The 17,499-nt window shown below is 64.6% G+C and carries 13 protein-coding genes and 3 pseudogenes; 3 read left to right on the top strand and 13 right to left on the bottom strand.

Annotated elements, in window-relative coordinates:
* Positions 1-384, top strand: a pseudogene (locus BRAO375_RS14095) (RNA-directed DNA polymerase); the annotation flags it as partial.
* Between the two features lie 187 nt (positions 385-571).
* Here the strand turns inward: BRAO375_RS14095 and BRAO375_RS14100 are convergent.
* The 4 genes from BRAO375_RS14100 to BRAO375_RS14115 are packed head-to-tail and all read right to left on the bottom strand — an operon-like array spanning position 572 to position 5,386.
* Positions 572-2,029: an aldehyde dehydrogenase family protein gene (locus BRAO375_RS14100; RefSeq protein ID WP_009028147.1), complete on the bottom strand. Its 1,458-nt coding sequence runs from the start codon at positions 2,027-2,029 to the stop codon at positions 572-574.
* Positions 2,026-3,303 (bottom strand): NAD(P)/FAD-dependent oxidoreductase, encoded by a 1,278-nt coding sequence (locus tag BRAO375_RS14105; RefSeq protein WP_009028148.1) that lies wholly within the window; start codon positions 3,301-3,303, stop codon positions 2,026-2,028. The genes BRAO375_RS14100 and BRAO375_RS14105 overlap by 4 nt, the downstream gene beginning before the upstream one ends.
* 51 nt (positions 3,304-3,354) lie before the next feature.
* A complete protein-coding gene (locus BRAO375_RS14110) occupies positions 3,355-4,506 on the bottom strand; it encodes a DSD1 family PLP-dependent enzyme (RefSeq protein ID WP_009028149.1) in 1,152 nt (383 codons plus the stop codon).
* A 10-nt stretch (positions 4,507-4,516) separates the two neighbouring features.
* The gene (locus BRAO375_RS14115) at positions 4,517-5,386 is read right to left on the bottom strand and encodes a GNAT family N-acetyltransferase (RefSeq protein WP_035640271.1); all 870 of its coding nucleotides are present in this window, start codon (positions 5,384-5,386) and stop codon (positions 4,517-4,519) included.
* Between the two features lie 332 nt (positions 5,387-5,718).
* Between BRAO375_RS14115 and BRAO375_RS14120 the strand changes: the two are divergent.
* Together BRAO375_RS14120 and BRAO375_RS14125 are read left to right on the top strand one after the other, a co-directional pair.
* Positions 5,719-5,874: pseudogene (locus BRAO375_RS14120) on the top strand (glyoxylate/hydroxypyruvate reductase A); the annotation flags it as partial.
* 29 nt (positions 5,875-5,903) lie between these two features.
* A complete protein-coding gene (locus BRAO375_RS14125) occupies positions 5,904-6,260 on the top strand; it encodes a cupin domain-containing protein (RefSeq protein WP_009028152.1) in 357 nt (118 codons plus the stop codon).
* Positions 6,261-6,393: 133 nt separating this feature from the next.
* On the opposite strand, the gene BRAO375_RS14130 is transcribed toward BRAO375_RS14125, so the two are convergent.
* The 9 genes and pseudogenes from BRAO375_RS14130 to BRAO375_RS14170 all read right to left on the bottom strand — a co-directional run bounded on the left by BRAO375_RS14130 (position 6,394) and on the right by BRAO375_RS14170 (position 17,480).
* The gene (locus BRAO375_RS14130) at positions 6,394-7,269 is read right to left on the bottom strand and encodes a GNAT family N-acetyltransferase (RefSeq protein ID WP_009028153.1); all 876 of its coding nucleotides are present in this window, start codon (positions 7,267-7,269) and stop codon (positions 6,394-6,396) included.
* A gap of 132 nt (positions 7,270-7,401) precedes the next feature.
* Positions 7,402-8,736: an NAD(P)/FAD-dependent oxidoreductase gene (locus BRAO375_RS14135; protein ID WP_009028154.1), complete on the bottom strand. Its 1,335-nt coding sequence runs from the start codon at positions 8,734-8,736 to the stop codon at positions 7,402-7,404.
* A gap of 100 nt (positions 8,737-8,836) precedes the next feature.
* Positions 8,837-9,718, bottom strand: a complete 882-nt coding sequence (locus BRAO375_RS14140) for an ABC transporter permease (protein ID WP_009028155.1) — start codon at positions 9,716-9,718, stop codon at positions 8,837-8,839.
* Between the two features lie 39 nt (positions 9,719-9,757).
* Positions 9,758-10,708 (bottom strand): ABC transporter permease, encoded by a 951-nt coding sequence (locus BRAO375_RS14145; RefSeq protein WP_009028156.1) that lies wholly within the window; start codon positions 10,706-10,708, stop codon positions 9,758-9,760.
* Positions 10,709-10,789: 81 nt separating this feature from the next.
* Positions 10,790-12,460, bottom strand: a complete 1,671-nt coding sequence (locus BRAO375_RS14150; protein ID WP_009028157.1) for a peptide ABC transporter substrate-binding protein — start codon at positions 12,458-12,460, stop codon at positions 10,790-10,792.
* A gap of 76 nt (positions 12,461-12,536) precedes the next feature.
* Positions 12,537-14,183, bottom strand: coding sequence for a dipeptide ABC transporter ATP-binding protein (locus BRAO375_RS14155; protein WP_009028158.1), 1,647 nt, complete (start codon positions 14,181-14,183; stop codon positions 12,537-12,539).
* Positions 14,184-14,639: 456 nt separating this feature from the next.
* Positions 14,640-15,017 (bottom strand): annotated as a pseudogene (locus BRAO375_RS14160) (HAD family hydrolase); the annotation flags it as partial.
* A 226-nt stretch (positions 15,018-15,243) separates the two neighbouring features.
* A complete protein-coding gene (locus tag BRAO375_RS14165) occupies positions 15,244-15,720 on the bottom strand; it encodes an Lrp/AsnC family transcriptional regulator (protein ID WP_009028160.1) in 477 nt (158 codons plus the stop codon).
* 743 nt (positions 15,721-16,463) lie between these two features.
* Entirely contained in the window at positions 16,464-17,480 is a 1,017-nt protein-coding gene (locus tag BRAO375_RS14170; protein WP_009028161.1) for an autotransporter outer membrane beta-barrel domain-containing protein, read from the bottom strand.
* Between the last annotated feature and the right edge of the window lie 19 nt (positions 17,481-17,499).

Genomic DNA, 17,499 nt, shown 5'->3' on the forward strand with positions numbered 1-17,499 from the left:
AAGGCGGCGGCCGCGGGTCGGACACCGCCGGGCCGGCAATGGACTCCCGCGATGCGGCCGCCGCCGGCGCCTGACCCGGTGCTGCTCGCGCTCGCAAGACAGGAGGAAAAGCAGCAGGCCGCGCAGGCCCGCGCTGCGGCGCCAGGCTCATTGCGCCCGCCCATCGTTCCGCCGCCGCCCGCCGGATCCGCCCCCGTCAACGGGCCGTGGGGACCGGGCGCCGCAGACTCGGCGCCTGCGGCAACGAAGAAGCGGCCGCCGTGGTACGTCACAACCCTGGTGATCCTGGTGGCGTTGTTGCTGGCGGTCGCGGTCGTCCCCGGCGGCGCCGCAATTGCCGGCGTCCTGCTGTACTTCTACTTCAGGAATTGGCGGAAGCGGTGATCCTGACGAAGGTCACGACGGCCCGATCTGGACGGGAGGACACAAGCTGTCGGGCGCGGCGCACGAGCTTGATGTATGGCTACAACCGCAGTGCAGATGCCTTCTGATGGAGATGCAGAAGCAACTTGCTTCGTGGACAAGCCGCCAACGTTCGGCGCCCGATACGAATGATGTCTGCGATCGGCCATCATCGATAGAAGCCGAGAACAGCTTTGGTCTCGATATATTCTTCGATGCCTTCGAGGCCGTATTCCCGGCCATTGCCGGAACGCTTGTAGCCGCCGAACGGTGCGTTGGGGTCCCAGTCGGGATAGTCGAGATGCACCTGGCCGGAGCGGATCTGGCCGGCAACCATCTGCGTCGTCGGCCAGTCCTTGCCTTGGACGTGAGCGCCGAGGCCGTAGACGGTGTCGTTCGCGATATCGATCGCCTCCTCCACCGTGTCATAGGGGATGATCGACAGCACCGGGCCGAAGATCTCCTCTTGCGCAATCCGCATGTCGCGATGGACATTCGAGAACACCGTCGGTCGCGCATACAGCCCGACCGGGAGTCCATCGGGCCGTCCCGTTCCGCCGATGACAAGCTTGGCGCCCTCCTCGAGGCCGACGCCGATCATGGTCTGGACGCGATCGAACTGCGGCCGGTTGGCGATCGGGCCATGAGTTGTGCTTTCGAGAAGCGGATCACCGACCACCAGTTCGGACGCGGCGGCCTCGGCCAGCCTCTCGACCTCTGCCAATTGCGCGCGCAAGACGAGCATGCGCGTCGGCGCGCTACAGGATTGGCCGACATTGCGGAAGGCAGCGCCGACTCCAAGCGGGACGGCCCGGCGCAGATCGGCATCCGGCAAGATGATGTTGGGCGACTTACCACCGAGCTCCTGAGCCACGCGCTTCACGGTGGGCGCGGCCGCCTGGGCGACGAGAATGCCCGCCCGGGTCGAGCTAGTGATCGAGATCATGTCGACCTCGGGGTGCGCGGCCAGCGCGGCACCGACGGTCGGACCTGTGCCGTGGACAAGGTTGAAGACCCCGGGCGGCACGCCGACATCATCCATCACCTCGGCGAACAGAGCAGCACTCAGCGGCGACAATTCGCTCGGCTTCAGCACCATCGTACAGCCGGCGGCGAGCGCCGGAGCGACCTTGGCTGTGATCTGGTAGAGCGGCCAATTCCAGGGCGTGATGAGCGCGCAGACGCCGATGGGCTCGCGCATGATCGCGGTGCTGCCGCGTGCGGTGATGAACGGAAAGCGCGCAAGATTGTCACGCGCGGCGCGGACATGTTCGGCGGCCAGCGGGACTTGCGCAAGACGGGCGTAGCTGATCGCAGCCCCCATCTCGCACGTCAGGGCCTGCGCGAAAAGCTCCTGGCGTTCGAGGATCAAGGCGTGGATACGCGTGAGGAGTGCGGCGCGCTCTTCGGGGCGCGTGCGTGCCCAGCCGGGAAAAGCGCGACGGGCGGCGTTCACGGCGTACTCGACATCGGCCTCGCTGCCCAGCGGAAGGGCGGCCACGATCTCTTCTTTGGCGGGGTTGACGATCGGAGCATGCTCCATGCCATCCGGCTTGCACCAGCCGCCGCTAATGAAGAAGGAGCCGAGATGGCCCGCCTCGGTCAGATGCCTGATGGGATTAGTCATTGAAAGCGATCCTTGATGCGGTAGTAGGCACCGACGAGAGGCAGGAACCAGGGCTTGCCGAAATGGCCGGGAATGGCGGGCCAGGCGAAGTCCTTCCAGGGGTTCAACGCGGCCCGGCCGTCCATGACCTCGGCCATGATCGTCCCCATCAGCGTCGACATCTGCGTGCCGTGTCCGCTGTAACCCATGGAGTAGTAGATGCCGTTGCGTTCGCCTGCGCGCGGCAGGCGGTCGCGCGTCATGTCGACCATGCCGCCCCAGCAATAGTCGATCCGTGCGTTGCGCAGCTCGGGATAGACATCGTGAAGCGCGGCGCGCAGGATCTCGCCGCTCTTCGCGTCCGAGGCCGGATTGGACACCGCGAAGCGCGCCCGACCGCCGAACAGCAGGCGATTGTCGGGCGTCGTGCGGAAGTAGTTGACGAGGTTCTTGGTATCGACCGCATTGCGCCGGCGCGGGAGCAACCTGTCGAGAAGATCTGTGGGCAACGGCTCCGTGACGATCAGGAAGGCGCCGACCGGCACGATGCGGCGACGGATCCAGCCGAGCGGACCGACCTGCGAGATTCCACTGGCGAGGAGAACCTGCTTGGCCGTGAAACGGCCCTTGGGGAAATCGACCAGGTGGCCGCCGCCGGGCGCCGCCATCAGGCCGGTCATGGGCGTCCGCTCATGGATGGCGACGCCGCGACGCGCGGCAGCTTCCGCAAGGCCACGGACGAAGCGCCCGACATGCATGGCTGCACTCTTGCGATAGACGAGGCCGCCGTAATAGCGCTCCGATCCGATTTCCGATGCGAGATCCTCGCGCCGAACCATATGCGTATCGGGATCGACGTGAGCGGCGAGCAATTCCTGGCCGCGCGCGAGCTTGTCGTAATGCTCGGGCTTGGCCGCGAGCTTGATCTTGCCGACGCGGGCGAAGCTGCAGTCGATGTTCTCCTCGGCGACGAGACGCTCGACCATATCCACGCCGGCGTCGAAGGCGCGGTAGAGCCTGTCGGCGACGTCACGTCCGAGCTTGTCGGACATCACCCCATAGTCCTGGGCGAAGCCGTTGTTGCACATCGCGCCGTTGCGGCCCGAGGCGGCGTGGCCGATCGTCTCTGCCTCCAGCATGATGACGCGGGCGCCCTTTTTGGCGAGCGCCAGCGCCGCGGAGGAGCCCGTGAGCCCGCCGCCGATCACCGCGACATCGTATGTCCCTTCGATCGGACCTTTGGCACCGCCCGAAAACGGTTCGGACGTGTCCAGCCAGTAGGATGTGAGCTTCATCTGTCACCGGGCTCGAAGGAGGAAGGGAAGAATGTGCTGTGCCCCGAGCAACTACCAACCGCGGATGCGCGGCCACTGGGCTTCGATCGCGGCGCCCTGGCCGGCGACCACGTGGTAGTGCTCGTGCTGCGAGGCCGTGGCGCACGCATGGTTGGGAAGGATGCGAACTTTGGTGCCGACAGGCAGGTCCGGCAGCGACTGGGACGAGCCGGAGCGGACCGCGAGCGTCCCATGCTCCTGGCTCGCATAGGCCACGATCAGGTCGGGATAGATCCGGCCCGCGAGATCGCAGACCAGGCCGTAGCCCTGGTCGACCTGCTGACTTGCTGTGCCGCGATCGCGCGAAAGCGCCATCCAGCCCGCGTCGATCATGATCCATCCCTTTTCGGGCTTGGCGCCGATGACGGTGGACAGAACCGACAGGGCGAGATCATCGGTCGAGCAGACGCCGACGCCGTGCATCACCAGGTCAAAGAACATGTAGACGCCCGCCCGCACTTCGGTCACGCCGTCGAGCGCGGCAGCGCAATGAGCGGTCGGGGTCGAGCCGACACTGACGACGAGGCAGTGATGTCCGGCCGCACGCAGCCGCTCGGCGGCCTTGACGGCGACGGCCCGTTCATTCTCCGCCGCGGCCACCAGCGCCTCGGGCGTGTGAAGCGCATAGGATTCGCCCGCGTGCGTCAGCACGCCTGCAAGCGCCGAGCCGCTGTTCGTCAGCGTTGCAGCGACGTCGAGCAGCGCGGGGTCGTCCGCCCGCAGTCCGCCGCGATGGCCGTCGCAATCGATCTCGATGAAAGCAGCCGGCGCCACGCCTATTGCCCGCCCCGCTTCAGACAGGAAGGCGGCCTGCTCCACCGTGTCCAGCAGCACCTTGATATCCACGCCCGCCTTGCGCAGGCTCATGGCACGACTGGCCGTATGAGGCGCGATACCGACCGCGTAGGTGATGTCGCGATAGCCGTGACCGGCGAAGTAGTCCGCCTCCGCCAAGGTGGAGACCGTGATGGGTCCTGGCCCGTTCGGGAAGGCGCGCTTGGCGACGTCGATCGACTTGGCTGTCTTCATGTGCGGACGAAGCGTGACGCCGAGGTCGCTCATGCGGGCGGCGAGGCGCGCGAGGTTGCGGTCCAGCCGGGCCCCATCGAGAATGGCGGCCGGGGTGGCCAAATCTTCGAGGCTTGCGGCTGTGGTATTCAGCATGCCGGCTCTCCTAATTGAGCGATTGGTTCGAGAGCGCGAAGACCCGCGACGGTCCGCTCCGCGGCATCGTACCCCGAACCATGGTGAGCGCATCGCTGATCTGCAACAAGCCGATCGAATCGAGCCAAGGGGACAGGCCGGTGTCGGCCGCCGTGTCGATCCGCACGAACCGGCCTTCCAGCCGCGACAGCGCCGCCTTGATCAGAAGATGCGCGTCGTCGGGTGTCGGCGCAATGACGGGGCCGACGACGTGCCCGCGGCCGAACAGGCGCGAGATGACATAGCCTGCGACGTCGCCCTGCCGCAGCAGGACCTGGGCGTCACCGACCTCCAGCAAGCGCCCGAGCAGCGGACGCCGCTGGAAGCCCGTCGCCTCGGCGTCGAGGCGCGCAACGGCTTCGAAGTCCGAGGATGTCAGCGGCCGTACGACATCAAGGGGCGGCGCCTCAGAGCGGCCGGCGGGGTTGCCCTGATGCTGGTGGACCATCCCGGCCGGCTGAAAGCCGCGCCGCGTGTAGAGGATCTGACCTTCCGGAGTGGAATTCAGGAGAACGGTCCGCGGTCCCGCCGCCGCCAACAGACTGTCCATGAGCCTGGCGCCATAACCGCGGCCCTGGGCCGCGCCGGAGACGATGATCATGCCCATCGTGGCGCAGTCCTCGCCATAGGGAAACCACGCGGCGGTAGCGATGACCTCACCGTCGCGCTCCAGAACGAACCCCTGCCCGAGTTGCAGGGCAAATGCCCAGTCCTCGATCCGATAAGGCCAGCGCATTTCCTGGGACAATTTCAGGGCGCCGGGCAGGTGATGGGCGGAGAACGGGACAAGCGAAACGTCGGTTGCCGCGATCCCTCGATCCCGGAAGTCTGCGGTTGTCATGCTGCCTTCAGGTATCTCAATGAGGTCTCATCACACTCGGATGACATAGCGCCCGCGCCGTCCCCTGGTCTGATGGTGATGGGACGTGCGTTAGGACCAGCATCCAAGATCGAACTGCCGATGCTTCACTGCGCCCAGGGTGGTCCGAGACCGGCAGAAGGTTCGACTGCAGACCGGACCGTTTTCGATATTATCTTCCGAAAGTCCGCAGTCTACGGCGCGAACAGCCGGGCCGTTTCTCTACCTTGAGCGCCATCCCAAGCCGCGGCGCGATGATGGAGGAGATCCTGACGAGACTGGTCGCATGTCCGTCCGTCATCGGCATGTCGAACGCGCTCTGGCGTCACCCCAAGGTGATGATCACGCCGCACGTCGCAAGCGTCACCCAGCCTTACACGGCCGCGCGCACCTTGATCGACAACAACATCCGCCGCCGCCGAGCCGGTCAGCCGATGATTGGGCTGATGGATCGCGCGCGCAGATGCTGACACTTCACCACCCGTACACGGAGGCACGCATGTCGCTTCTCATCCCCATCGATACCAATCCGACGTTCACGCCCAAAGACGGGCTCCCGCTGCCCGAGCGACTGATCTCCGGCTCGCCCAAGTTCAAGACCTGGGCTCAGGACGACTCGCGCGGCGAGATGATCAAGACCGGGGTCTGGGAAGCGACGCCCGGCGAAACGCACTCGATCAAAGGCACGACATTCGAGTTCTGCCATATCCTATCGGGACTGATCGAGATCAAGGAGACAGGCGGCGAAACATTCACCTTCCGTGCCGGCGACAGCTTCGTGATGAAGCCGGGCTTCGTGGGCATCTGGCGCACGATCGAGACCGTGCGGAAAATCTACGTCTGCGTCTACGAATGACCGGTGCCGGCGAGCGGCCTCACCCGCTCCGCTATCGCGCGTCCGTCTCGCGCAGCCGGATGCCCGCGGCGTGACTTCGCGGTTTCGCGCCGAAAGCCCGACACTTTCCCTGGTCCTGGTTCGGCGCGCCGGCTCAGTTGAAGGAGTGGCCGGCCAAGCCGTAGACGATTGGGTGACCCGCAACCTCGTTCAGAAACGGGCGTCCCTTCCACATCGTAGTGACAGCCTCGCCGGCGACGAGCCCGCTGCGGGTGAGAAACTCTGCAAAGGCGCCTTGCGAACGGGTATCCACCCGAACGAACCGTCCCTTCAGCGCTTCCATGTGAACCGCCGTGAGATGGATGGCATCCTCGTCGTTGGACGCGACGATCGGTCCGATGACATGCCCCCGACCGAACTCACGGCACATGGAGTAGCCGACGATCTCGCCGCGACGACGGAGCACCCACACGCTCGAAACCTCGGCCAGAAGGGTGAGAAGGCGCTCACGATCTACCCCGAATGCAGCGAGGTCGAGCGGCATGATCTCGCCGATCACCTCCCCGGGCAGCTCCTCGAGACGACCATCCACGGGCGTCAGGGATGCTCCACTCCACGAGACCTCGCCATCGTGGAGCTGAACGACCGCCTCCTTGATGAAGCCCAGGGAGTGGTAGAGGCCATAGGCCGCCTTGGTGGCGTTGAGGCTCAGGCGACGGGCCCCGCAATGAGAGAAGACGTGGTCCATCAGCCAGCGGCCGTTGCCCTGCGCCTGCGTGCGCGGCACCGTAATCACCAGGCCGATCGTGGCGAAGTCGTCTCCGTGAGGAAACCACATCGCGCTTCCGAATACACGGCCGATGCCGTCGACCGCCACGATGCCCTTGCCGGCACGGCGCATGAGCTCCAGATCGTTCGGGCGGTGCGGCCAGCCAACGCTGATCGTGAGCGCGTGGAGCAGCTTGACATCGACACCGGCAATGTCCTGCGGAAACAGCTCGAACGATTTCAGGCGCACGGAGTCTTGCATCGTCAGATCCCCTTATCGCCGTCGAAGGATGAAGCGAGGACAGACATCGGCATACCGGATCATCTACAAGAAACATACGAAAAACAATCAGGCATCGGCGACCGGCCCCCGATACGTCGAGCGGCCCTTCCCCTACATCATGTCCGGCCGCCTGATGGCCGATCCATCCGAAAAGCGCGATAGACGATAGGCTTGAGTTTCGACGAACGGCGTTTCGTTCGTGGCGAGTTCGCTCGCCAGCCGGCCCGCTCCGGGTCCGAGCGCAAAGCCGTGGCCGCTGAAGCCGGTGGCGATCGTCAGCCCGCGGATCTTGTCGCTCGTGTCCACGACAGGCACGAGGTCCGGCGAGGTGTCGATCAGCCCGGCCCAGGACTCGGCGACCCCGATGCCCTTGAGCGCCGGGAAGTCCGACACCAGATTGCGGATGGCCTGATCGACCAGATCCTTCTGCGGAACTGGATCCATGATCCGGATCTTCTCGAACGGAGAGATCGCGTCGAAGTCCCAGCTCCCCCAGGCGTCCGGACCGTTCCAGAGCATGCTGTTGACCCGGTAGGTCATCTTCTTCCCGATCTTGGCGCGCATCAGCTCGCGAAACTTCGTCGCGTAGCGCAAGCCCTGCGGCGCCAGGTTGATGACGCCATGCCCCGGCACGGCGATCGTGTAGGAGCCGTCGATGCGCCGCCGCAGGGCGTACCCCGCGCCGAAAACACATGAAACATCGAAGATGTCGGGAGCAGGCGTCGTGCGCAGCGCCGTTCCGTCGATATTGGCCACGGGCAAGTCGATCCCGTGCCGGCGCAGAAAGCGCGAGCTCCAGGCGCCGCCCGCCAGCACCACGGCGCAGGCGCGGATCAGTCCGCGCTCCGTCCACACGCCCTTCACCTCACCATTGGCGATATCGAGCCCGCGCGCGGCGCAGTTCTGATGCACGAAAGCGCCCAGCGCCTTGGCGCCCTCGGCGATGGCGGGCGCAGCCAGCCCCGGCTCCGCGCAGCCGTCGGTCGGAGACCAGATGCCCCCGAGCCATGTGTTGGTGCTGCCCTTCATCCGCTCCTGCGCCTGGGCCGCGGTCAGACTCTCGTTATGGAATCCCATGAGCCTCGCCTGCTGGCTCCACTTCTCCCAGCGGGCCAGCTCGCCTGGGTCCTTCGTGGCGTAGAGAATGCCGGCGCGGCGGAAGCCGAGGTCGGCGCCGAGTTCGGCGTTCAGCTCCCCCCAACGCTTCAAGCTGTACATCGCCAACGGCAGCTCGTGGAGGTCGCGGTTCTGCTGGCGCACCCAGCCCCAGTTGCGGCCGGACTGCTCGCCCGCCACGATGCCTTTCTCGATCAGGGCGACCGACACCTTCTTGCGCGCCAGCTCATAGGCCGTCGACGTGCCGACGATGCCCGCGCCGATCACGACGACATCGACCTGCTTGGGAAAGTCGGCGCTGTTCTGCACCGGTTGAACGACGATGGGCATAGCGAGTGTCTTTCAATCAAGGTGCCGTGGCTCACGGCGTGGTGGTACGAGTTGATCGCCGGCGCTGCGGCAGCGCCGGCAGGCGTCGTGTCGTGCGGTCCTATTTGTGGTCGCCGCGGACGTCGAAGGCGTCGCGCAAGCCGTCGCCGATGAAATTGAAGCTCGCGACCGCGATGGTGATGGCCGCGCCAGGGATGATGGCGAGCCATGGCGCGCTGCCGAGATAGCGCTGCGCGCCGTCGAGCATGTTGCCCCAGCTCGGCAGCGGCGGCTGGATGCCGTAGCCGAGGAAGCTGATATAGGCCTCCATCAGGATGGCGCGGGCGACAGTGAGCGTCGCGGCGACGATGATCGGCCCGATCGCGTTCGGCAGGATCTCGCGAAACATGATGTGCGTCCCGCTGAGGCCGAGCATGCGCCCGGCCTGCACGAACTCGCGTTCGCGCAGCGAGCGGACCTCGGTCTCGACGATGCGCGCCACCTCCATCCAGCTCGTGGCGGCAATGACGACGGTGATCATCATCGCGCTCGGCTTCAGCGCGGCGGCGAGCGCCAGGACCAGGAAGATCGAGGGAAAGGAAAGGAAGCCGTCCACCATGCGCATCAGGACGGCGCCGATCCAGCCGCCCCGATAGCCCGCGATCACGCCGATCAGCGTGCCGATGATGGTCGACAGCAGCATGGCGGCAAAGCCCACCGCCAGCGAGATGCGCCCGGCCATGAACAGCCGCGCCGCCACGTCGCGCCCGAGCGGATCGGTGCCGAGATAATGCGAGCCGGTGAAGGGCGGCGCGAACCGCGCCCGCAGGTCGATACTGAGGGACGTGTAAGGCAGCAGACCCGGCCCGATCACGCATGCGAGCACGAGGAGCACGATCGCGGCCGCGCCGAACAAGGCGAGGCGATTGGCCAGGAAGCGACGCATCGTGCGGCCGCGCCACCAGCGCTCGCGGGCCGGATGGGGGGCTGCGGCGCTCGTCATGACGGCTGGTTCCAACTCTCTGGCGGTGGATGACATGACTCAGGCCAACCGGATGCGAGGGTCGACGAGCGCAACGGTGATGTCGGCGAGGAGATTGCTCACGATCACGAGGACCGCCGAGAACATCAGGAGTCCCATCACGACCGGATAGTCGCTGTAGCCGAGGCTATCGAGGAACAGGCGGCCCATGCCGGGCCAGGTGAACACGGTCTCGGTCACCAGCGCTCCGGTCAGCACGCTGGGAAGCTGGATGCCCGCCAGCGTGATCATCGGCAGCAACGCATTGCCGACGACGTGCTTCATCAGGATGCGCCGTTCGCTGAGGCCCTTGGCGCGGGCGGTGTTGACGAAATCCTGGTGGATGACATCCAGCGTCGCCGAACGCATATAGCGGCTCCAGATGGCGACGTGCACCAGCGCCAGCACGGCGCTCGGCATGATGAGATGGTGGAGATAGTCGAGGATCGACTCGTCGCCGACCGTGTACATGTTGCCCGCGGGCAGCCATCCCAGCCGCAGCGTGAAGACGTAGATGCCGACAAGTCCGAACCAGAAGGTCGGGATCGACAGCGCCACCATGGCCCCGATCGTCGCCGCGTGGTCGAACAGCGAGCCGCGATGGGTGGCGCTGCGAATGCCGATCCAGGCGCCGACCCCGACAGCCAGGATGGTCGACGATCCCATCAGCAGGAAGGTCGCCCAGAGATGGCGGCCGATGACCGACAGAACCGGCGCCCTGTCGCGGAAGGAGTGGCCCCAATCTCCCTGCACCAGCCTGAATGCCCAGTCCAGGTACTGCACGTACAGGGGCCGGTTCAGTCCAAGCTGCTCCTTCAGGCGCATGAGGTCGTCCTGTGTCATGCTGGAGTCGAGCGCGTATTGCGCCAGCGGACCGCCGGGAAAGAGATTAAGGACTGCGAAGCCGATCACGGACACGATCAGCAGCAGAATCAGACTCTGCAGAAGCCGTTTGACTAGGAAGCCGCGCATTCGCTCTCGCTCATCATGACCCGCGTCGGAAACACGAGCCATCCGCCGGCGGGCGGCGGATGGCGGACTATTTGGCCGCCATCATCCCTTCCACGACCACGCGGCGGCGTTCCAGGAGGCGGTGCGTACGTTAGGATTGAACTTGAAGCCGTCGAGCTTCGATTTGCGTCCGAGAATGACGGTGTAGGCAAACACGGGCAGGAACGGCAGTTCCTCGCGGATGATCCGCTGCACCTGGGCGTAGATCTTGCGGCGTTCCTCCTGATCGAAGGTGCTGCGCCCCTGCTTCAGCAGCTCGTCCACCTTTGGATTGGAATACTGCATGACGTTCGACCCCTGCCCGCCCTTCGCTAAGCTTGAGGTCGACGCGAAACGGTTGGTGACGTCGGGGTCGGACGCAATCAGGAAGGTGACGCCGGAGAGACCGCTATCGAACTGCGACTTCTGCCAGAAGTCGCCCCACATCACGGCCGGCGGGAGGTTCGAGATGGTCATCTCGACGCCGATCTCGCGGAATATCTGCTGCATGTATTGCTGCATCTGCTCGCGCAGATGATTGCCCGACGTGGTCGAATTGGCGAAGGACAAGCGCACGCCGCCCTTGGCGCGAATGCCGTCCGCCCCCGGCACCCAGCCGGCGTCGTCGAGGATCTTGCGCGCGGCATTCAGGTTGAAGTCCTGAACCGGCAGCGTCCGATCATGATAATAGGATTGCGGCGGCATGAACGTCTCGGTGACGGTTCCCACGCCATAGTAGATGCTGTCGATGATCGACTTGCGGTCGAGCGCCGCATAGAGCGCCTTGCGAACCGCCAGCTCCTTGAACTGCGGCCGCTCGAGGTTGAAGAAGATTCCCTCGATACCCGATGCCGCTTCGAGATCGACCGTGCGTCCCGGCAGTTTCTTGGCTTCCTCGTAGTGATCGGCGGTGATGTAGGCTTGGTCCACCAGATCGACGTCGCCGCTCTGGAACTGCGTGTAGAGCACCGTCATGTCCGGGACGTATTTGAACACGAGCTGGCTGATGAACGGCCCCTGCCCGAAGTAGTTCGGGTTGGCCACGAGCTCGATCCGATCGCCGGGAACGCGCTGGCCCCACTTGAAGGCACCGGTGCCGATCGGCGCCTGGCCGAACGCCGTGATGTTCGGATCAGCCTCCTTCTCCAGAATGTGCCTGGGCACGATGAAGGTCTCGGCCAGGAATGCGAGATAGGGCGCGAAGGCGCTTTCCATTCGCCAGGTGATCTCGGTCGGAGAGACCACTTTCAGGTCGCGCACCAGCGAATGGCCGCCCGTGCGCCAGGCCCGGAACTTCGGACTGACGATCAACTCGAGCGTGTATTTCACGTCTTCGGCCGTGAACGGCGTCCCATCATGCCACTTCACATCGTCGCGCAGCCGAACGCGCCAGACCAGGCCATCCTTCGAGATGCCGCCGTTGGCCTGGCTCGGCACCTCGACCGCAAGATTGGGTTGCATCACGCCTTGGGCGTCGATGCGGATCAGGGCGTCGAAGACCGAGAAGATCACGGCGTCGTCGGTCTCGCCATGAACCATCAGGGGATTGAACGTCGTGGGCTCCTGCGAGACGCCGACGACCACGCGGCCCTTGGGAGCCTTCGCATTGCCCTGCGCGAACGCCGCGCCACCCAGGACGTGAGGAGCGACGAAGGTGGCGAGTCCGCCCGCTCCCGTCAGCCGCAGGGCATCACGACGCGAGTAGCCTGGCCGGGCGTTGATCGTATCCGTCATGAGGTCGTCTCTCCATCCAGATTGCGTTGCGTGTATCGGTTGCGGTGGTCGGATCGGATACGGGCGAGTGACCGGCTCAAACGAGCGTCTCACCCGGAATTGCGGCGACGAGTTCGCGCGTGTAGGACGATTGCGGATTGAGAAAGATCTGTGACGGCGGGCCCTGCTCGACGATCCGCCCCTTGTGCATCACGGCGATCTGGTCGCAGATCTGGCTGGCGACGCGCAGATCGTGGGTGATGAAGATCATCGACACCCCCGTCTCGCGCTGGATCTGATCCAGCAGTTGGAGAATCTGCGCCTGGATCGACACGTCGAGCGCGGAGACCGCCTCGTCGGCGACCAGCAGCCTGGGCTTGAACATCAGCGCCCGGGCGATGCCGATGCGCTGGCGCTGGCCTCCGGAGAACTCATGCGGATAGCGATCGAACGCGCCTGCATCGAGGCCGACACGCGCCAGCAGTTCCTTGGCCTCGATGCGCGCCTGCGCCCGCGGCATGCCGTGCGCGACCGGGCCAACGGTCAGGATCTGGCCGATCGTCGACCGCGGGTTGAGCGACGCGAACGGGTCCTGGAAGATCATCTGGATCTTCGGCCGCAGCGGGCGAAACTCGGAATCCGAGAGCGCCGCGATATCGCGCCCCTCGAACAGGATCCTGCCGCCGTCGCAATCCTGCAGCTTGACGAGCAGCCGGCCGAGCGACGACTTGCCCGATCCACTTTCGCCGACGATCCCGAGCGTGCGGCTGGCACCGATGTCGAACCACACGTCCTGCACGGCGGGGACCACGCGCTGGCTGCCCAACAGAGCGCTCCCGCTCCGATAGGTCTTCGACAGGCCCTCGACTTTGAGGATCGCGTCCTCGGGCACCGTTGCCGCAGCGGCGCGGTCTTGCCCGGTCAGATTGGGAACGGCCGCGATGAGGCGCCTGGTATACGGGTGAGACGGCGACTTCAGCACTTCGGCGGCAATGCCCTGCTCGACGATGCGCCCCTTTTCCATGACGATCACGCTGTCGGCGATCTCGGCGACGACTCCGAAGTCGTGGGTGATGAACATGACGCTCATCCCCTTTCGCCGCAGGATGTCCCGGATCAGGTGCAGGATCTGCGCCTGCGTGGTCACATCGAGCGCCGTCGTCGGTTCGTCGGCGATCAGCACCTTGGGCTCGAGCGCCAGCGCCATTGCGATCATGACGCGCTGGCGCTGTCCACCCGACAGTCGAAACGGATACTGATCGTACATCAGTTGCGGGTTGGGAAGATTGACTTCCGTGAGCAGCTCGATGACGCGCTGTCGCTGCCAGTCCTTGGTCCCGACGTCATGCGCGGTCAGGACCTCGGTGATCTGCTCGCCCACCCTCATCAACGGGTTGAGCGCCGACAGCGGATCCTGAAAGATCATCGAGACGACACGGCCCCGCACCGAGCGCAACGTTGCAGGCGAAGCGCCGATCATCGCCGTGCCATCGGGTCCACCGAGCTGAATGGCGCCCGCCGACACCAGGATCGCACGCGGCAGGAGACCCATGATCGTGTTGGCAGTGACCGACTTGCCCGAGCCGGACTCGCCGACGATGCAAAGGATCTGACCGTCCAGGAGATCGAACGTGATGTTCTCAACGGCGTGGCGTCGTTCCATGCCTCGCGGCAGATCGACCGTCAGACCGCGGATCGAAAGTGCCGGCGCTGCCGGCCTTGCGGTCTGACCTTGAGGCATCATCGAACTCATTCCTGTCAGCTCGCGCTAAGACATCGTCACAATGATGGGCTAAGAGGCACAAGTCGCGGCAGATTGCCTAACTTGAGGGCGTGGGTTGACGTGGTCGCCGGCCATGAATTCCCACCCAGAGTTCGTGGCCGTTCACATCAGTGTTGCGCGCCCTCGACCACACGAAACGCTGAATGGCGCGAGGGGTGCAGCATACTCGTCTGCAGCCTGGGCGGCTTTCGGTATAATATCCTCTAATCGTGGCGTGTCGGGCTCCGTCGGTCTTTCACCGCAGTCCCGCCGCATGGATCATCGCCTGGCGCAGTCGTCTGCTACTCCCCGGCCCTCGCCGTTTTCGCAACTGCCTTGCTCAGGAAACCGGCAGCGGCGGAGGACTCGTCATGCAGAGCTGAAACGCGCACGCAAGCTGCCGCGCGAAGCGGCCCTTGATCAACCAGAGGCAGCCTTCATCAGCATCGCGGCGCATGAAGCCGCTCCCGCAACCAGCGGGATCTCCTTGGCAACCTTGGCGAGGCCCTCCGGCACATCGGGACGAGGACCCCAGCTCGGATTGCGCTCGTAGATGTTGCGGGGATCCTCGGGTCGGAAAGCGACGCCGTTGCGCTTGCAGGTCCGCTCCAGAGCATTGTGGACGACGGTCGCGAAGGGCTGCCAGTGCTTCATGACCTCGTCCGGCCGATAGGCGGCGAAGTTGGGGATGAATTCCAGCATCCGCGGCTCGCTGAGCTGCGCGCCGTAAATGTCGCGAGCGGACTCCGCCATCTGGAAGTGGATCAGTGTGCCGTGGCAATCGAAGGTGATGTACTTCGGGCGGAAGCGGGTCATGCGCACTATCCTCATCGTCGGCGCTGCAAGCCGACAGATGATGCGATCAAGGTAGGGCGAGCGGGAGCGGACGGATCGCCATTTTCCGCCGCCATGAAGCAGGATCTTTCGTTTCTTCCGCTGATTTCGGCAGAAACTCACAGCGGCTGAGGGATGCGGGCTGGCGCTTCTTGTGCTCTGCACAGCCCTTCCCCGTGCGTCGGGCACCGAACGGAAGCGGCACCGATCAGAGCGGAAAAAGGCTCTTCAGCGGAAGATGGGTTCGCACCAGGGGAGACTTCAGGACGATGAAGCTGAAATACTTGTCGATGCCGACATTCATGCCGCTCAGACGCTCCATCATTTCCTGGTACTCGCTGATTCCCGCCGCGACGACCTTCAGGAGATAGTCGTATCCACCGGACACCAAGTGGCACTCCACCACCTCCTCCACCTTCTCGATCGCAGCCAGAAACCGGGCGAAGTCGATCTGCTGGTGGTTCTTCAACGTGACCTCGGTAAAGACCGTGAGCGTCGAACCGAGCTTGGCCACATTGATCTGTGCGGAATATCCGGAGATATAGCCCTCGGCCTCCAGCTTTTTGACGCGCATGAGGCAGGGGCTCGCCGACAGATTGACCAGCTTGGCGAGCTCCACATTGGTGACGCGACCGTTCTTCTGTAATTCGTGCAGGATCTTGATATCGATGCGGTCGAGCTTCATTGTCTGCCATCCGGGCGGTCAGTCTAAGCAGGTGTGCCAGGCGATGATCTCTGCACGCTAGCATATCAGCTTCGTCTGTCGATCGTGTTTGTCGGACTTCGGACACGCAGCCAAGCCCGCCACCTGCCTCCCCGTCGTGACGGCGCGTGGACTCTCGAGATCCAGTCGACGCAGTCCGCGCGTGGCCAAAGCCAATGACGTTCGGCGAGCAGCCTCTTCGCGAGATGAAGCGCGGCACCCACACCACCACTGGTCCAAAAGCCCCCTCCGGCGCAGGAGATCAGTTGACGTCACAAACGCCACACTTCCGCAGAACATTATTCACCTGCCGATTTTCGGAATTTGTGATTATCAAGGCGCATCCCGGTCCGCGAGGGGCGCTTCGCGATCGTCACGAGGCGTTGGGCTGGGGATGCGGTGGCCGCGAGTGTGCTGCAGCGGGTGTCATGTCTGCCGACGAACGGCAGCTAGCGGACGTGCAGACGCGCGGTCCTGCCGCCCCGAAGCTGGCGCCAAGCCGTCGGGTCGTGATGACCCCGGCGGCGTCATCGACATCCGAGCTAAGCTTCCAAAGCGAGACCATTCTCCGCAAGTTGAGACTTCACCCGCGGGTCCAGGCCTGGATAATCGATCAAAAACGATGACAAGGAGAACGCCAGCTCGAAAAACAGCACGCCGCCGAGCAATCGATTGGAGGGCGCTGGCTCCGCCGCGCCGTCTTTACAACAGGCGGGTGACCGCGATCAAAACAGGAAGCGGGCGCCGACCTGATAGCCCGTCCAGCTCAGCATCGAGTTGCGACTTGTTGTGGCGTTGAAGAACACGTGGAAGGTGTCCGCCGCACGTAATTCCAGGCCGCCCGATGCTTGCCAGGTGACGGCGGCCGGGAAACGAACCGGCTCCGCATTGGCATAGTCGAAGGTGAAGCTGTTGCCGGCCATGCCGGTGAGATCGACCCCGCCATGGATCGGCGGGTGGTTGTCCATCTCGTTGCGCACCTGCCCCGACGCCGAGGCCAGCAGTTGGAACGGACCGACGCTGAGGAGCGAGCACAGCAGATCGATGCCGGCGCGAACCTGATGAGACTCGCGGCTCTGGCCCGGGAATTGCGTGGAGAAGAAGTCCGTCGCCGTGAAGGCGTCCTGCTCCAGTCTCAAGTAGCGGACGCCAACAAAGCCGGTGGTCACGACCCGCGAGAACGTCCAGCGCACGTTGAACTGCGAATCGATTGCCCATTCACGGCCGTTCCAGCTGCCGGGCGTGAATGCGTTGAAGTTTGCATTGAAGCTGTCGTCGGCATAGCTCGCAGTTGTGCGCCACAACACGTGCTGATCCTCGACGATGACGTCGAAGGCAATGCCCTGGCTGCTGACGCTCATATTCCTGTCGGGCGTCTGATTGTAGCTCACGCTGCTGGTCCCGTGCTGTCCGCGCAGGCCGACCGTGAAGTTCGGTGACAGCCGCTTGGCCAGTCCAGCCACATATCCCTTCGAGGTGAAGCGGCCATCGGCAACGACATTGTCGGTGATGCTGTGACCGTCGATGCTGTAGCCGGTGGCGTAGGTGGTCCAGCCGTCACGCACGATCGCATCGTCCGCACGTGTCAGCGGCCCGGCAAACGAACTCGACAGTGGCAAGGGCGACCAGAACCGCTGGTCGAACGACTCATCGGCAAGAGCAGCCTGATCCGCGCTCACAAAAATGAAGGCCGCTGCGACCACGAGACGGCCGCATCGTCCGCCGCCAGACAAGCCGATCATCAAAATCTTCCCGTTCAGC

Source organism: Bradyrhizobium sp. ORS 375 (assembly GCF_000239775.1).
Lineage (GTDB): Bacteria > Pseudomonadota > Alphaproteobacteria > Rhizobiales > Xanthobacteraceae > Bradyrhizobium.

Excerpts from the sequence above, each read along its gene's own strand:
- BRAO375_RS14100 (WP_009028147.1), bottom strand. The coding sequence starts at position 2,029 with ATGACTAATCCCATCAGGCATCTGACCGAGGCGGGCCATCTCGGCTCC.
- BRAO375_RS14105 (WP_009028148.1), bottom strand. The coding sequence starts at position 3,303 with ATGAAGCTCACATCCTACTGGCTGGACACGTCCGAACCGTTTTCGGGC.
- BRAO375_RS14110 (WP_009028149.1), bottom strand. The coding sequence starts at position 4,506 with ATGCTGAATACCACAGCCGCAAGCCTCGAAGATTTGGCCACCCCGGCC.
- BRAO375_RS14115 (WP_035640271.1), bottom strand. The coding sequence starts at position 5,386 with ATGACAACCGCAGACTTCCGGGATCGAGGGATCGCGGCAACCGACGTT.
- BRAO375_RS14125 (WP_009028152.1), top strand. The coding sequence starts at position 5,904 with ATGTCGCTTCTCATCCCCATCGATACCAATCCGACGTTCACGCCCAAA.
- BRAO375_RS14130 (WP_009028153.1), bottom strand. The coding sequence starts at position 7,269 with ATGCAAGACTCCGTGCGCCTGAAATCGTTCGAGCTGTTTCCGCAGGAC.
- BRAO375_RS14135 (WP_009028154.1), bottom strand. The coding sequence starts at position 8,736 with ATGCCCATCGTCGTTCAACCGGTGCAGAACAGCGCCGACTTTCCCAAG.
- BRAO375_RS14140 (WP_009028155.1), bottom strand. The coding sequence starts at position 9,718 with ATGACGAGCGCCGCAGCCCCCCATCCGGCCCGCGAGCGCTGGTGGCGC.
- BRAO375_RS14145 (WP_009028156.1), bottom strand. The coding sequence starts at position 10,708 with ATGCGCGGCTTCCTAGTCAAACGGCTTCTGCAGAGTCTGATTCTGCTG.
- BRAO375_RS14150 (WP_009028157.1), bottom strand. The coding sequence starts at position 12,460 with ATGACGGATACGATCAACGCCCGGCCAGGCTACTCGCGTCGTGATGCC.
- BRAO375_RS14155 (WP_009028158.1), bottom strand. The coding sequence starts at position 14,183 with ATGATGCCTCAAGGTCAGACCGCAAGGCCGGCAGCGCCGGCACTTTCG.
- BRAO375_RS14165 (WP_009028160.1), bottom strand. The coding sequence starts at position 15,720 with ATGAAGCTCGACCGCATCGATATCAAGATCCTGCACGAATTACAGAAG.
- BRAO375_RS14170 (WP_009028161.1), bottom strand. The coding sequence starts at position 17,480 with ATGATCGGCTTGTCTGGCGGCGGACGATGCGGCCGTCTCGTGGTCGCA.